The organism is Prescottella equi (assembly GCF_002094305.1).
GTDB classification, from domain to species: domain Bacteria; phylum Actinomycetota; class Actinomycetes; order Mycobacteriales; family Mycobacteriaceae; genus Prescottella; species Prescottella equi.
Map to the genome: position 1 here is coordinate 729710 of NZ_LWTX01000001.1, position 14340 is coordinate 744049.

Below are 14340 nucleotides of genomic sequence, written 5' to 3' on the forward strand. Positions count from 1 at the left end.
GGTGTCAGACCCGCTCACCGAGCTCGACCGCGGCGATGGCGTCGCCCACCAGACCGGCCGCGAGCGTGTTGCCGCCGGCGGGATCGATCAGCAGGAAACTGCCGGTGTGCCGGTTGACGGTGTAGTCGTCGGCCACGATCGGTTCCGCGACACGCACCGAGATCTTGCCGATCTCGTTGAGCTCGAGGGTTTCCGGGGACAGCTCCGACGTCAGTTCCTGCTCGTCGAGGCGCTCGACGAGCGCGCCGACGATGGCCTGCGTGGTGCGGGTGCCGTGCTTGAGCAGCAGGCGTGCGCCCGGACGAAGCGGCTTCTCGGCGAGCCAGCACACGGTGGCGTCGAACTGGTCGATCGGCTCCGGCGCGCCGGACGGCGCCGCGATGGTGTCGCCGCGGGAGACGTCGACGTCGTCGGCGAGCACCAGCGTCACGCTGCGGCCCGCGTGCGCGACGTCGAGTTCGCCGTCGGCGGTGTCGATGCGGGTGACCGTCGTCCGGGTACCGGAAGGCAGGATCACCACCTCGTCGCCGGGCACCACCGAACCGGCCGCCACCTGACCGGCGTAGCCGCGGTAGTCGGGGAACTCGGCGGTGCGCGGACGGATCACGTACTGCACGGGGAACCGCAGACCCACGGCGTGCTTGCCCTCGTTGTCGCTGTCCACGGGCACCGATTCGAGATGCTCGATCAGCGTCGGCCCGTCGTAGTACGGCGTGTTGTCCGACGCCACGGCGACGTTGTCGCCGTGTAGCGCGGACACCGGGATCGCCTGGACGTCGGCGTCGTCCCAGCCGAGAGATCCGGTCAGCGAACGGAACTCGGCCGTGATGTCGGCGAACACCTGCGCCGGATCCTCGACGAGGTCGATCTTGTTGACCGCCAGCACCAGTCGCGGCACTCCGAGCAGCGCCAGCACCGCGGCGTGCTTACGGGTCTGCGAGATGACGCCCTTGCGCGCGTCCACCAGGAGGATCACCAACTGCGCGGTGGACGCGCCCGACACGGTGTTGCGGGTGTACTGCACGTGGCCCGGGGTGTCGGCCAGCACGAACGAGCGGCGCGGTGTCGCGAAGTAGCGATATGCGACGTCGATCGTGATGCCCTGCTCGCGCTCGGCACGCAGGCCGTCGACGAGTAGCGACAGGTCGGGGGTGGACAGGCCCTTGTCGACCGACGCGCGGGTGACGGCGTCGATCTGGTCGGCCAGAACGGATTTGGTGTCGTACAGCAGCCGGCCCACGAGAGTGGACTTGCCGTCGTCGACGCTGCCCGCGGTAGCGAGTCGTAGCAGGTCGCTCATGATCAGAAGTAGCCCTCTCGCTTGCGGTCTTCCATGGCCGCTTCGGAAACTCGGTCGTCGCCGCGGGTGGCGCCGCGCTCGGTGAGCCGGGACGCCGCGACCTCGGCCAGGATGGCCTCGTTGTCGGCGGCCTCGGACAGCACCGCGCCGGTGGTGGATCCGTCACCGACGGTGCGGTAGCGGACCGACAGCGTCTGCAGCTCTTCGCCTTCGGCCGGGCCACCCCACACGCCCGGGGTCATCCACATGCCGTCGCGCTGGTACACCGGACGCTGGTGGGCGTAGTAGATGCTCGCCAGTTCGACGTTGTCCCGCGCGATGTAGCGCCAGATGTCGAGTTCGGTGAAGTTGCTCAACGGGAAGACGCGGACCTGCTCGCCGGGGGAATGCCGGCCGTTGTACAGGTTCCACAGCTCGGGACGCTGACGCTTGGGGTCCCACTGCCCGAACGCGTTGCGCAGCGAGAAGATCCGCTCCTTGGCGCGGGCCCGCTCCTCGTCACGGCGCGCTCCGCCGAACACGGCGTCGAAGCGGTGCTCGGCGATCGCGTCGAGCAGCGGCACGGTCTGCAGCGGGTTGCGGATCCCGTCGGGGCGCTCGGTGAGGCGGCCGTCGGCGAGGTAGTCCTCCACCTTGGCCACGTGCAGGCGCAGGTTGTACTTCGCGACGACGTGGTCGCGGAAGTCCAGCACCTCCGGCAGGTTGTGTCCGGTGTCGACGTGCAGCAGCGCGAACGGCAGCGGGGCCGGCCAGAACGCCTTGATCGCCAGGTGCAGCAGCACCGTCGAGTCCTTGCCGCCCGAGAACAGGATCACGGGCCGCTCGAACTCGCCGGCCACCTCACGGAAGATGTGGATGGCCTCGGACTCGAGGGCGTCGAGGGTGTCGAACTTGTTGCCGTCGAGCTGAAGCCGCGGCTCGGGGAGGGAGATGTCGATGGTCATGAGGCGTGCAACCCGCATTCTGTCTTGGCCGAACCGGCCCACCGACCGCTGCGCGGATCGGCGCCGGGGAGAGGTTTGACGGTGCACGGAGCGCACCCGATGGAGGGATACCCCTCGTCGACGAGCGGATTCACCAGGATCGAGTGCTCGTCGATGTACGCCTGCATGTCGTCGTCCGACCATGCAGCGATGGGATTGATCTTCACCAGTCCGAACGCCTCGTCGAACGAGATCAACGGCGCGTTCGCCCGGGTGGGGGCCTCGACCCGGCGGATGCCGGTGACCCACGCCCGGTAGTTCTTCAGCGTCGCCTTCAGCGGCGCGACCTTGCGCAGCGCGCAGCAGCGGTTGGGCTCGCGGGCGAACAGGTCCTTGCCCTCGGCCGCGTCCTGCTCGGCGACCGAGACGTCGGTCTGTGCGTTGATGACGTTGACGCCGTACACCTGCTCCACCGCGTCACGGGTGCCGATGGTCTCGGGGAAGTGGTATCCGGTCTCGAGGAAGAGCACGTCCACGCCCGGATGGACCTGTGCGGCAAGGTGAACCAGCACGCCGTCCTGCATGTTCGACGCGACGATGTAGCTGTTGCGATACCCCGTCGCTTCGCTCGCCCCGGCCCCGAACGTGTCCTCGGTCCACTGCAGCAATTCCCGCGCGGACGCGCCGTCCAGCTCCGCTGCGCCCTGCGCGGCAAGTGCCCGGAGCTCGTCCTGGGTTGCCGTGGTGATGTCGATCGTCAACGCAAATCCCCCTCGTCTGCTCGAACTGCCCACTGTGCGAAGCGTTCACCCTCGTTGCGGTGCTTCACGAAGTTGCGCACCACCCGGTCGATGTAGTCGCCGAGTTCGGCGCTGGTCACCTTGTGCTGGCGCAGCTTCCGGCCGAAGGCGCTGTCCAGGCCGAGGCTGCCGCCCAGGTGCACCTGGAAACCCTCGATCTGGTTGCCCTCGCCGTCGTCGACCAACTGGCCCTTGAACCCGATATCGGCGATCTGGGACCGGCCGCACGAGTTGGGGCAGCCGTTGATGTTGATCGTGATCGGGACGTCCAACTGGGCATTGATGTCCGCGAGCCGCTCCTCGAGTTCCGGCGCGAGCACCTGCGAGCGCTTGCGGGTCTCCACGAACGACAGCTTGCAGAATTCGATACCACTGCAGGCCAGCAGGTTCCGACGCCAGTGCGACGGCCGGGCGTGCAGGCCGAGGGGCTGCAGTTCGGCGATCAGTTCCTCGACCTTGTCGTCGGGCACGTCGAGCACGATCAGCTTCTGGTACGGCGTGAAGCGGATGCGGTCGGAGCCGACCGCCTCGGCCGCGGCGGCGACCTTGGTCAGGATGGTGCCCGACACGCGGCCGGCGATGGGGGAGAACCCGATCGCGTTGAGGCCGTTGCGCAGCTTCTGGACGCCGATGTGGTCGATCGGGCGCTCGGGCTTCTCCGGCGCGGGGCCGTCGATGAGGGGCCTCTTCAGGTACTCCTGTTCGAGAACTTCCCTGAACTTCTCGATGCCCCAGTCCTTGATCAGGAACTTCAGCCGCGCCTTCGCGCGCAGCCGGCGGTAGCCGTAGTCGCGGAAGATCGAGACCACGGCCTCCCACACGTCCGGGACCTCGTCGAGCGGCACCCACACGCCGACGCGCTGCGCCAGCATCGGATTCGTCGACAGGCCGCCGCCCACCCACAGGTCCAGGCCCGGACCGTGCTCGGGGTGGTTCACGCCCACGAACGCGACGTCGTTGATCTCGTGCACCACGTCCTGCTGCCCGGAGATCGCGGTCTTGAACTTGCGCGGCAGGTTCGAGTACTCGGGATCGCCGATGTAGCGGCGGACGATCGCGTCGATCGCCGGGGTCGGGTCGAGGATCTCGTCGAACGACTCGCCGGCCAGCGGGGATCCGAGCACGACGCGAGGGCAGTCGCCGCACGCCTCGGTGGTCCCGAGACCGACGGCCTCGAGCCGCTGCCAGATCTCGGGGACGTTCTCGATCTCGATCCAGTGGTACTGGACGTTCTCGCGGTCCGAGAGGTCGGCGGTGTCGCGGGCGAACTCGGTCGAGAGTTCGCCGATCGTGCGCAACTGCGCGGCGGTGAGGGCGCCGGCGTCGCACCGCACCCGCATCATGAAGTACTTCGCCTCGAGCAGGTCGATGTTCTCGTCACCCGTGAAGGTGCCGTCGTAGCCCTCCTCGCGCTGCGTGTACAGGCCCCACCAGCGCATGCGGCCGCGCAGGTCGGCCTTGTCGATGCTGTCAAAACCCTGCTTCGAGTAGATGTTCTCGATGCGCGTGCGGACGTTGAGCGGGTTGTCGTCCTTCTTGATCTGCTCGTTCGCGTTGAGCGGCTCGCGGTAGCCGAGGGCCCACTGGCCCTCGGAGACACGCTTTTTCGGACGCGCGGTGCGCGCCGGCGGGCTCACGGCAGATTCGGCGTCGGTGGTCGACGTCATGGGTGCTCCTGAATTTCGTGAATCTCACGGTGCACCGGTCGAAGACAGGGAGAGGAGGGCTGCTTCCTCGCGGGGTCGTCCTCGGCCGGCCGGGTTACGGGCCTAACGGGGGGAGACGAACGCAGGCGAGCGCCGCTGCTTCAGGGCAGGGAAACGCTGGCCGCTACACGCCGCAGGACAGACAACAACAGCTACAGACACGCTTGAGGTCGACGTGGCGCCGCGCCACCAATCGCACCCCGGTATCTGTCATGCGGGCCATTCTGCCACGGGATTTGCCGTCTGCCGACCACCGGGAGCATATTTCCCCGAAAATTCCGGGAAATGTCCTGATGGGCGGGCGTTCGTGGCGGCAGATCGGATGGCTGGGACACTGGAGACGTGAGTGGATCAGTGGTCGATGTCGAATCGACACGCCTGGAACTTCCCGTGTCGGCGCTCGAAGGAGTGGGGACACGGCCGTTCGGCATCTACGTCCACGTCCCGTTCTGTGCCACGCGGTGCGGGTACTGCGACTTCAACACCTACACGGCGGGGGAACTCGGCACGTCGGCGTCGCCGCAGTCCTGGCTCGAGGCATTGAAGCGCGAGCTCGCGTCGGCGGCCGAGATCACCGGCGCTCCGAAGGTCGACACGGTGTTCGTCGGCGGCGGTACGCCCTCGCTCCTCGGCGGCGACGGCCTCGCCGAGGTCCTCGGGGCGGTACAGGCGAGCTTCGGCCTCGCCGACGGCGCAGAGGTGACCACCGAGTCCAACCCGGAGTCCACGTCGCCGGAGTTCTTCAGCAGGCTGCGCGAGGCGGGTTTCACGCGGATCTCGCTGGGCATGCAGTCGGCCGCCGAGCACGTGCTGCGCGTGCTCGACCGCACCCACACTCCGGGCCGGGCGGTGGCCGCCGCACGTGAGGCGCGGGCCGCCGGGTTCGACCACGTCAACCTCGACCTCATCTACGGCACCCCCGGCGAGACCGATCGCGACCTCGATGCGTCGCTGGACGCGGTCCTCGGCGCGGGCGTCGACCACGTCTCCGCGTACGCGCTGATCGTCGAGGACGGCACCGCGCTGGCCCGCAGGGTGCGCCGTGGCGAACTGCCCGCACCCGACGACGACGTCCTGGCCTTCCGCTACGAACGGATCGACGCGCGTCTCGCCGACGCGGGGTTGCACTGGTACGAGGTGTCGAACTGGGCCGCGAACGATGCGTCGCGCTGCCGCCACAACCTCGGCTACTGGGACGGCGGCGACTGGTGGGGTGCCGGCCCGGGCGCGCACAGCCACGTCGGTGGGGTGCGGTGGTGGAACGTCAAGCATCCCGCGCGCTACGCGGACCGGCTGTCGGCGGGGGAACTCCCGGTCGGGGGCAGCGAGACGCTCACCGCCGAGGACGCGCACGTGGAACGCGTCATGCTGACCGTTCGGCTACGCACCGGGCTGTCGCTGTCGGATCTGGGCGACAGTGAACGCGGTGCCGCCGAGCGGGTGGTGGCGGACGGACTCGCGCGCGTCGAGGGCGCCCACCTGGTGCTCACCGATCGTGGGCGGCTGCTCGCCGACGCCGTGGTCCGGGACATCCTGGATTGACCCGGGGCCGACCTACTCGGTCGGTGCCGCGTCGTAGTCGTAGACCCGTGCGTGCAGCACGACGCGGTTGCGCAGGGCCGAGCGCACGGCGTGATGGACGCCGTCCTCGAGGTAGATGGTCCCCTCCCACAGCACGGCGTGGGGGAACAGGTCGCCGTAGAACGTCGAATCCTCGTCCAGCAGCCGGTCGAGCTGCAACACCCGGGTGGTCGTCACGATCTCGTCGAGGCGCACCTGCCGCGGCGGTATCTGGGCCCAGTCGCGCAGCGTCAATCCGTGATCCGGATACGGCTTGCCTTCCCTGACACCCTTGAAGATCATGTTCACCGCCCGTAGTTCTCGACCGTAGGACGGGTCCTGCGGCCCGACCGGTGACCACAGTACGGCCTACGAGGCAATTGTTCCGTGTGCCTCGAATGTCCGGCGCGGCCTGCGAAGTTCCGTCCGGGCGGGGCCATTAGACTGGGTACCGAGGTGGATCCCGCGCAGGGCGGGATGCACGGCTCCGGGACAACCCGGGCCGCAGCGCGAAACGGAGGTGGGTGGCGGTGGCGAGCACGGAGGAACGACGATTCGAGGTACTCCGGGCGATCGTCGCCGACTACGTCTCGACGCAGGAGCCGATCGGGTCGAAGGCCCTGGTCGAACGTCACAACCTGGGCGTCTCCAGTGCCACCATCCGCAACGACATGGCGGCCCTCGAGGCCGAGGGGTACATCACCCAGCCGCACACCAGTTCGGGCCGGGTACCGACCGACAAGGGCTATCGCCAGTTCGTCGACCGGATCGCCGACGTCAAGCCGCTCTCGGCGGCCGAGCGCCGCGCGATTCTCGAGTTTCTCGAGTCCGGTGTCGACCTGGACGACGTCCTTCGGCGCGGGGTGCGGCTGCTCGCGCAGCTCACCCGGCAGGTCGCCGTCGTGCAGTACCCCACGCTGTCGGCATCGTCGGTGCGTCACCTCGAGGTGGTGGCCCTCACGCCGGCGCGCCTGCTGATGGTGCTGATCACCGACTCCGGACGCGTCGACCAGCGAATCGTCGAACTCGGCGACGTGATCGACGACGAGGACCTGTCCCGGCTGCGGGCGCTACTCGGCGGTGCGCTCGAAGGGAAGCGGCTGGCCGCAGCTTCCATCGCGGTGTCCGAACTGGCCGAGGATGCGCCCGAGAATCTGCGCGACGCGGTGATCCGCTCGGCCACGGTGCTGGTAGAGACCCTGGTCGAACACCCCGAGGATCGCCTGGTCCTGGGTGGGACCGCGAACCTGACACGCAACGCGGCCGATTTCACCATGCAGGCGGGGCTGCCCGGCTCACTGCGTTCCGTGCTCGAGGCGCTCGAGGAGCAGGTGGTGGTCCTCAAGCTGATCGCGGCGACGCAGGACGCCGGCCGGGTCACCGTGCGTATCGGTGAGGAGACACAGGTCGAGGAGATGCGGGGCACCTCGGTGATCTCCACGGGTTACGGCACGGCCGGTACCGTGTTCGGCGGTGTGGGGGTCCTCGGTCCCACCCGGATGGACTACCCGGGAACAATTGCCTCGGTGGCTGCCGTTGCCAGGTACATCGGCGAAGTACTCGCCGAGCGGTAGTGCGCGGACGGGCGCCACGTGGCCGGGCCGGGACCGACCGGTGCCGGGCGACGCTCACCGTTTGATGCGAACGATGTAGAGAAGGACGAGATACCCAAAGTGGCACGGGATTACTACGGCACGCTCGGCGTCGGACCGAAGGCGAGCGATCAGGAGATCAAGCGGGCATACCGAAAGCTCGCCCGTGAACTGCATCCGGACGTCAATCCCGACGAGACGGCGCAGGCCAGGTTCCGTGAGGTCTCCACGGCCTACGAGGTGCTCTCGGATCCCGAGAAGCGCCGCATCGTCGATCTCGGCGGCGACCCGATGGAGTCCGGCGCCTCGGCCGGAGCAGGCGGCTTCAGCGGGGCCGGGTTCGGCGGTCTCGGCGACGTGTTCGAGGCGTTCTTCGGTGGCAGCGGCGGAACCGCGCGCGGCCCGCGTGGGCGGGTGCAGCCCGGCGCGGACTCCCTGCTGCGCACCAAGCTGACCCTCGCCGAGTGCGCCACCGGCGTGACGAAGACGATCACCGTCGACACCGCGATCCTGTGCGACGGGTGCACCGGTTCGGGCACGCACGGCGACTCCCAGCCGGTCCGCTGCGAGACGTGTGGCGGCGCCGGCGAGGTCCAGTCCGTGCAGCGCTCGTTCCTGGGCCAGGTCATGACCTCGCGTCCCTGCCCGACGTGCCGTGGCGTCGGCGAGACCATCCCGGATCCGTGCCACAAGTGCGGTGGAGACGGCCGCGTCCGCGCCCGCCGCGACATCACCGTGAAGGTCCCGGCCGGTGTCTCGGGTGGCATGCGCATCCGCCTCGCCGCGCAGGGCGAGGTCGGCCCCGGCGGCGGCCCCGCCGGTGACCTCTACGTCGAGGTCATCGAGCAGCCGCACGAGGTGTTCGTCCGCGACGGCGACGATCTGCACTGCACCATCCGGGTCCCGATGGTCGACGCGGCCCTCGGCACCACCGTCACGCTCGACACCATCATCGACGGTCCCACCGAGATCACCGTCGACCCGGGCACGCAGCCCGGATCGGTGTCGGTCCTGCGTGGCCACGGCATGCCGAAGCTGCGCTCCACGGTGCGCGGCGACGTCCATGCGCATCTCGAGGTGGTCATCCCGTCGAGGCTCGACGGCAAGCAGAGCAAGCTGCTGCAGGAGTTCAAGAATCACCGCGACCGCGATCAGGCCGAGGTCGTCTCGACCGGATCGCAGAACAGCGGCGGCCTGTTCTCCCGGCTGCGCGACGCCTTCAGCGGCCGCTGATCGGCGTCGGACCCGATGGCTGCGACCGTCTTCTATCTCGACCCCCTGCCCGACGTCGGCCGTCCCGCGGTACTCGACGGGCCGGAGGGCCGGCACGCCGCGACGGTGCGGCGCATCAAGCCGGGTGAGCGTCTACTGCTCGCGGACGGTCGCGGCGGTCTCGCCGACGCCGTCGTCACCGCCGCCGGGAAGGACCGCCTCGACCTCGAGGTGACAGCCCGGCTCGACCAGCAGCCGCCCACGCCGCAGGTGACCCTGGTGCAGGCGCTACCGAAGGCCGAACGCTCCGAACTGGCCGTCGAACTTGCCACCGAGGCGGGGATCGACGTCGTCGTGCCGTGGCAGTCGTCGCGCTGCGTCGCCCGCTGGGAGGGCGCCAAGATCCACAAGGGCGTCACCCGCTGGCGCAACGCGGCGATCGCGGCGGCGAAGCAGGCCCGGCGCTCGTTCGTGCCCGAGGTCGCCGACCTGCACCACACGCAGCAGGTACTGGAGCGGGTGCGGGAGGTCGTCGGACGCGGTGGCGTCGTGGCAGTGCTGCACGAGTCGGCGAAGTCGCCGTTCGCGTCGCTGCCGCTGCGGGACGCGCCCGAGGTGATGCTGGTGGTCGGCCCCGAAGGGGGACTGTCCGACGACGAGATCGCCGCCCTCACCGGTGCGGGAGCCACCGCCGTCCTGCTCGGGCCGACGGTGCTCCGCACCTCGACGGCGGCCGCGGTGGCGCTCGGGGCGATCGGCGTGCTCACCGACCGCTGGTCGTCCGCGCCCATCGACTGAAGGCACTTCGTGCCCGTGCGCCTTTTTGGTACCTCCCGCTACCGAAAAGGCGCACGGGTGGCGCAGCCGCCCACGACACAGGAGTGAGATCCATGCCCCGGACGCGCATCGAGTACGGACCCGAACCGCAGCAGTTCGGTCACTTCTACGCGCCCGAGGGCGCGGGGGACGGTCCGGTGCCGGTCGTCATGGTGATCCACGGCGGCTACTGGAGCGGGCAGTACCACCTCAATCTCGGGACCTCGTTCGCGGTGGAACTGGCCCGCAGCGGCGTCGCGGTGTGGAACATCGAGTACCGCCGGATCGGCGCGGGCGGACGGTGGCCCGAAATGTCCGCCGACGTCGTGGCCGCGCTGGACGCGATCGCCGGACCGGTCGCCGACGCGTCGCCGATACCGTTGGATCTGGACCGGGTGCGCGTCGTCGGTCACTCGGCGGGCGGTCAGCTCGCGGTGTGGCTTGCCGGGCAACGCGATACGGCGGTCCGGCCGGAGCTGTTCGTGTCGCAGGCCGGTGCGCTGGACCTGGCGTCGGCCGCCGAGCGCGGCCGCCGGATCAGCTACATCGAGGACCTGTTCGGGGTGCCGTTCGACGTCGATCCCGAGCTCTACCGGTCGGCGTCACCGCAACATCGCGTGCCGATCGGGGTTCCCGTCGTCGTCCTCCACGGCACCGAGGACGCCCAGGTGCCGGCGAAGATCGCGTCCCGGTACGCCGACGCCGCCCGCGCCGCCGGCGACCCCGTGGAGCTGACGCTGGTCGAGGGCGAGGATCACTTCGCCTTCCTCGACCCGAACACACGGAGCTGGAAGCTCTCCCGCGAGGTCCTGCTGGGCACTCAGTCCTGACCCGGGGCGGTTCGGCTCGGCAGGATCGCGGCGACCACCACCGCGCCGACCGCGAGGGCGAGGCCGCCGACGAGGCTCGCCCGGGAGATCGCGTCGGCGAACGCGACCGTCGCGGCGTCCATGAGCGGCTGTGCCTGGGCGGCGCCGAACGGGTTCTTCGCCAGTTCCTCGGCGACGATCGCTGCGCCGCCCACCGATTCGCCCGACGCCTGCAACCCTTGGGCGACCAGATCTGCCTGCGCCCCGGTGAGTTTCGGAACCGGTAGCGCCGCCAGGAAGCCGGCGATCCCATCCTTGTAGGCGGAGGCGAGCACCGAGCCGAGGATCGCGATGCCGAGCGACCCGCCGAGCTCGATCGCGGTGTCGTTGAGTCCGCCGGCGGCGCCCAGGTCCTTGTCCGGGAAGCTCCCCATGATGGCGTCGGTCGCGGGTGAAACCGCCAGGCCCACACCGATGCCCAGGAGCACCAGGGTGGGGACGAAGTCGAGGTACGTCGAGGCGCCGTCGACGCGGACGAGCAGCAGGACGCCCGCCGCCGCGACGAGCATGCCGCCGGCGACGACGGCCCGGGCGCCGATGCGCGGCGTCAGCCGGGCGCTGGCCGCGGCACCGACGGAGACGGCGGCGGCCAGCGGCAGGAGCCGGACACCGGTGTCGAGGGGGCCGAAGCCGAGCACGAACTGGAATTGCTGGGCGACGAAGAACATCGCGCCGAACGCCGTCAGGAACACGAGCATCACCGCCAGTGACGCGCCGCCCACGGCCCGCTCGCCGAGCTTGCGCACGTTCAGCAGTGGCTGCGGGTGCCGCAGTTCCCACGCGAGGAACAGCATCAGGCCGACCACCGAGATCGCGGACGCGATGAGTGCCGATGCACCCCAGCCGAAGTGGAACCCGTCGATGATCGCGAAGACGAGGCAGCCGATCGTCACGACCGACAGCAATCCGCCGATCCAGTCGATGCGACCGAGTCCGTGGGCCTTCGACGGCGGCACCAGAACCAGCGCGGCGACGATCGCGAGAGCCGCGATCGGGACGTTGATGAGGAAGGTGGAGTGCCACGAGCGGGTCTCGAGCAACCACCCCGCCAGCAGCGGTCCCAGGGCGATGGCGAGACCGGACGTGGCCGCCCACGCGGCGATGGCGCGGGCGCGCTCGGCGGCAGGGAACGTCGCGACCAGCAGGGAGAGCGTCGCGGGCATGATGATCGCGGCGCCGACGCCCATGACCATCCGGGCCGCGATCACCGACGTGGTGCTGTCGGCGAGGCTTCCGAACACCGCGCCACCGCCGAAGACGAGCAGGCCGGCGAAGAGGGCCCCGCGTCGGCTGTACTTGTCACCGATGACGCCGAACAGCAGCATCAGTGCGGCGTAGGGGACGGTGTAGCCGTCGATGACCCACTGGAGATCCGAGCTCGTCAGCTGCAGGTCGCGGGTCATGTCCGGCGCGGCGACGATGAGCGCGGTGTTCGCCATGACGACGATGAGCAGGCTCAGGCACAGCACCCCGAGGGCGGCCCAGCGGCGTGGGTACGGCTGATCCATCCGTTCGACCGGAGTGCCGGCGACTCCCGGCAGCCGAGACAGTGTGATCGTCATCCTCGAATTCCCTCCCGCCCGGCGCGAGCACGCCGGCGATGTTGCACATTGATGTGCAAGTTAGTTAGTTGCACACCGGTGTGCAATACCGCGGTGGTGCACATCACACGGCGCCTTCGGGGGAGGATGGTTCGGTGAGTTCCCAGTCTCCGGTGCCGGTCCGTTCCCAGGCGCGCGCCAATCGCGCCCGCATCCTGGAGGCGGCGATCTCCGCGTTCGCGGCGGATCCGGACGCGAGCATGGACGACGTGGCGAAGGCGGCCGGCGTCGTTCGCCGCACGGTGTACTCGCACTTCCCCAACCGGGAAGCCCTGATCGAGGGTCTGGTGGCCGAGGCGTCCGGGGCGATCTGTTCGAGCCTGGCGTCCGGGCCGCCTGCACCGGAGCGGGCCGACCTGGCGGTCGCGGTGCTGGCGCTGCGGACCTGGCCGATCGGGGACCGGTTCCGGGTGCTGCTGTCGTTCGCCCGGCGCGAGCTCGGGGAGGAGCGCATCCACGACCTCCTCGAACCGCTGCGCACGATCTCGGTGGGCAATGTCGAGCGTGGACAGCGCGAGGGGATGTTCTCGTCGTACCTGTCCGCCGAGCTCCTGGTCGCGATGTACGAGGGCATGACGCTCACGCTCCTCGAGCACGCGAACCGGGGTGCGATCTCCGACCGGGGTGAGACGTTCGCCACCGCTGGGCTGGTGTTGCTGGGGCTGCCGCCGGACGACGCCGTCGCCGTCGTCTCGGAGGCGGCGGACTGGCTCGCGGACGCCGACGCACCCGGTGAGGAGGCCGGCGGGTAACTCGGTGGGCGCTGTCGGCGGCTGGCGCTAGACTTTGGGCACACGCGACGACCCGGTCGTCGACCCATCGGACCTGGAAGAAGGCCATAGCGCGCACGTGAGTGAACAAGTCGAGAACGGCAGGTCGCGTTTGCGCGACACCCCGCAGGATCCCGCACAGCCGGCTCAGCGCAATGTGCGCTCGAGCATGGAACTTCCGCCCGAGGTGGTCCCGCCCTTGCTCGGGTCCTCCGACGAGAATCTGACCGCTCTCGAGCAGGTGCTCGACGCCGATGTCCATGTGCGGGGGAACGCCGTCACGCTCACCGGAACGCCTGCGGACGTCGCGCTCGCGGAGCGGGTGCTCGAGCAGTTGACGTCCCTCGTGCGTCGCAATCAGCCGATCTCCCCGGACGTGGTGCGGCGCACCCACGGCATGCTCACGCAGGGGCTGTCGGATTCTCCGGCCGACGTGCTGAGCTTGGACATCCTGTCCCGTCGGGGCAAGACGATCCGGCCCAAGACGCTCAATCAGAAGCGCTACGTCGACGCGATCGACGAGAACACCATCGTGTTCGGTGTCGGGCCCGCCGGTACCGGTAAGACGTATCTGGCGATGGCCAAGGCGGTGCAGGCGCTGCAGACCAAGCAGGTGACGCGGATCATCCTGACGCGTCCCGCGGTCGAGGCCGGTGAGCGGCTGGGCTTCCTGCCGGGCACGCTGCACGAGAAGATCGACCCGTACCTGCGTCCGCTGCACGATGCGCTGCACGACATGATGGATCCCGAGGCGATCCCGAAGCTGATGCAGGCCGGCGTCATCGAGGTCGCGCCGCTGGCGTACATGCGGGGTCGCACCCTCAACGACGCGTTCATCATTCTCGACGAGGCGCAGAACACCACCGCCGAGCAGATGAAGATGTTCCTCACCCGGCTCGGCTTCGGGTCCAAGATCGTCGTGACCGGCGACATCACCCAGGTCGATCTGCCCGGTGGGGCACGGTCGGGGCTGCGGGCGGCCACCGAGATCCTGGGTGACATCGACGGCATCCACTTCGCGGTACTCGACAGCTCCGACGTGGTCCGGCACCGGTTGGTCTCCGACATCGTCGATGCCTACGACCGGTTCGAGTCGACCCGGAACGGGGATCTCCCGCTGGGCAATCGGGCACAGCGGCGGGCGGTCCAGCCGCGCTCGCACCGGCGGTAGGGTTGTCTCCGCGAACAACG

Annotated in this window: 13 protein-coding genes; 7 read left to right on the forward strand and 6 right to left on the reverse strand. The window is 69.5% G+C overall.

What is annotated here, in order from left to right:
* Positions 1-4: 4 nt before the first annotated feature.
* Genes A6I89_RS03540 through A6I89_RS03555 form a run of 4 tightly spaced genes read right to left on the reverse strand, consistent with a single transcriptional unit; the run spans position 5 to position 4690 of the window.
* Positions 5-1300 (reverse strand): sulfate adenylyltransferase subunit 1, encoded by a 1296-nt coding sequence (locus tag A6I89_RS03540; protein ID WP_005512318.1) that lies wholly within the window; start codon positions 1298-1300, stop codon positions 5-7.
* A 2-nt stretch (positions 1301-1302) separates the two neighbouring features.
* Positions 1303-2244 (reverse strand): sulfate adenylyltransferase subunit CysD, encoded by a 942-nt coding sequence (cysD, locus tag A6I89_RS03545; protein WP_005512319.1) that lies wholly within the window; start codon positions 2242-2244, stop codon positions 1303-1305.
* Positions 2241-2984: a phosphoadenylyl-sulfate reductase gene (locus A6I89_RS03550; RefSeq protein WP_005512320.1), complete on the reverse strand. Its 744-nt coding sequence runs from the start codon at positions 2982-2984 to the stop codon at positions 2241-2243. Before A6I89_RS03550 ends, cysD begins: the two co-directional genes overlap by 4 nt.
* A complete protein-coding gene (locus tag A6I89_RS03555; RefSeq protein ID WP_022596699.1) occupies positions 2981-4690 on the reverse strand; it encodes a nitrite/sulfite reductase in 1710 nt (569 codons plus the stop codon). Before A6I89_RS03555 ends, A6I89_RS03550 begins: the two co-directional genes overlap by 4 nt.
* Positions 4691-5083: 393 nt before the next feature.
* Here A6I89_RS03555 and hemW point away from each other — a divergent pair, with 393 nt between their 5' ends.
* On the forward strand, positions 5084-6271 hold the full coding sequence (gene hemW, locus A6I89_RS03560; protein WP_022596697.1) for a radical SAM family heme chaperone HemW: 1188 nt from the start codon (positions 5084-5086) through the stop codon (positions 6269-6271).
* Positions 6272-6283: 12 nt separating this feature from the next.
* Here the strand turns inward: hemW and A6I89_RS03565 are convergent, their stop codons facing one another.
* The gene (locus A6I89_RS03565) at positions 6284-6592 is read right to left on the reverse strand and encodes a type II toxin-antitoxin system VapB family antitoxin (RefSeq protein WP_013416472.1); all 309 of its coding nucleotides are present in this window, start codon (positions 6590-6592) and stop codon (positions 6284-6286) included.
* 227 nt (positions 6593-6819) lie between these two features.
* Here A6I89_RS03565 and hrcA point away from each other — a divergent pair, with 227 nt between their 5' ends.
* The 4 genes from hrcA (at position 6820) to A6I89_RS03585 (ending at position 10739) form a co-directional block, all read left to right on the forward strand.
* Positions 6820-7863: a heat-inducible transcriptional repressor HrcA gene (gene hrcA / locus A6I89_RS03570; protein ID WP_022596695.1), complete on the forward strand. Its 1044-nt coding sequence runs from the start codon at positions 6820-6822 to the stop codon at positions 7861-7863.
* Between the two features lie 99 nt (positions 7864-7962).
* Positions 7963-9114, forward strand: coding sequence for a molecular chaperone DnaJ (dnaJ, locus tag A6I89_RS03575; RefSeq protein ID WP_005512325.1), 1152 nt, complete (start codon positions 7963-7965; stop codon positions 9112-9114).
* Positions 9115-9129: 15 nt separating this feature from the next.
* Positions 9130-9891: a 16S rRNA (uracil(1498)-N(3))-methyltransferase gene (locus A6I89_RS03580; protein ID WP_005512326.1), complete on the forward strand. Its 762-nt coding sequence runs from the start codon at positions 9130-9132 to the stop codon at positions 9889-9891.
* 92 nt (positions 9892-9983) lie between these two features.
* Complete coding sequence (locus A6I89_RS03585; protein WP_022596690.1) at positions 9984-10739, forward strand: alpha/beta hydrolase family protein; 756 nt, start codon at positions 9984-9986, stop codon at positions 10737-10739.
* Here A6I89_RS03585 and A6I89_RS03590 read toward each other — a convergent pair.
* Positions 10730-12340, reverse strand: coding sequence for an MFS transporter (locus A6I89_RS03590; protein WP_013416468.1), 1611 nt, complete (start codon positions 12338-12340; stop codon positions 10730-10732). The genes A6I89_RS03585 and A6I89_RS03590 overlap by 10 nt on opposite strands.
* Before the next feature lie 134 nt (positions 12341-12474).
* Here A6I89_RS03590 and A6I89_RS03595 point away from each other — a divergent pair, with 134 nt between their 5' ends.
* Together A6I89_RS03595 and A6I89_RS03600 are read left to right on the forward strand one after the other, a co-directional pair.
* The gene (locus A6I89_RS03595) at positions 12475-13131 is read left to right on the forward strand and encodes a TetR/AcrR family transcriptional regulator (protein ID WP_005512331.1); all 657 of its coding nucleotides are present in this window, start codon (positions 12475-12477) and stop codon (positions 13129-13131) included.
* Between the two features lie 97 nt (positions 13132-13228).
* Positions 13229-14320, forward strand: a complete 1092-nt coding sequence (locus A6I89_RS03600; RefSeq protein ID WP_022596688.1) for a PhoH family protein — start codon at positions 13229-13231, stop codon at positions 14318-14320.
* The last annotated feature ends 20 nt before the right edge of the window (positions 14321-14340 follow it).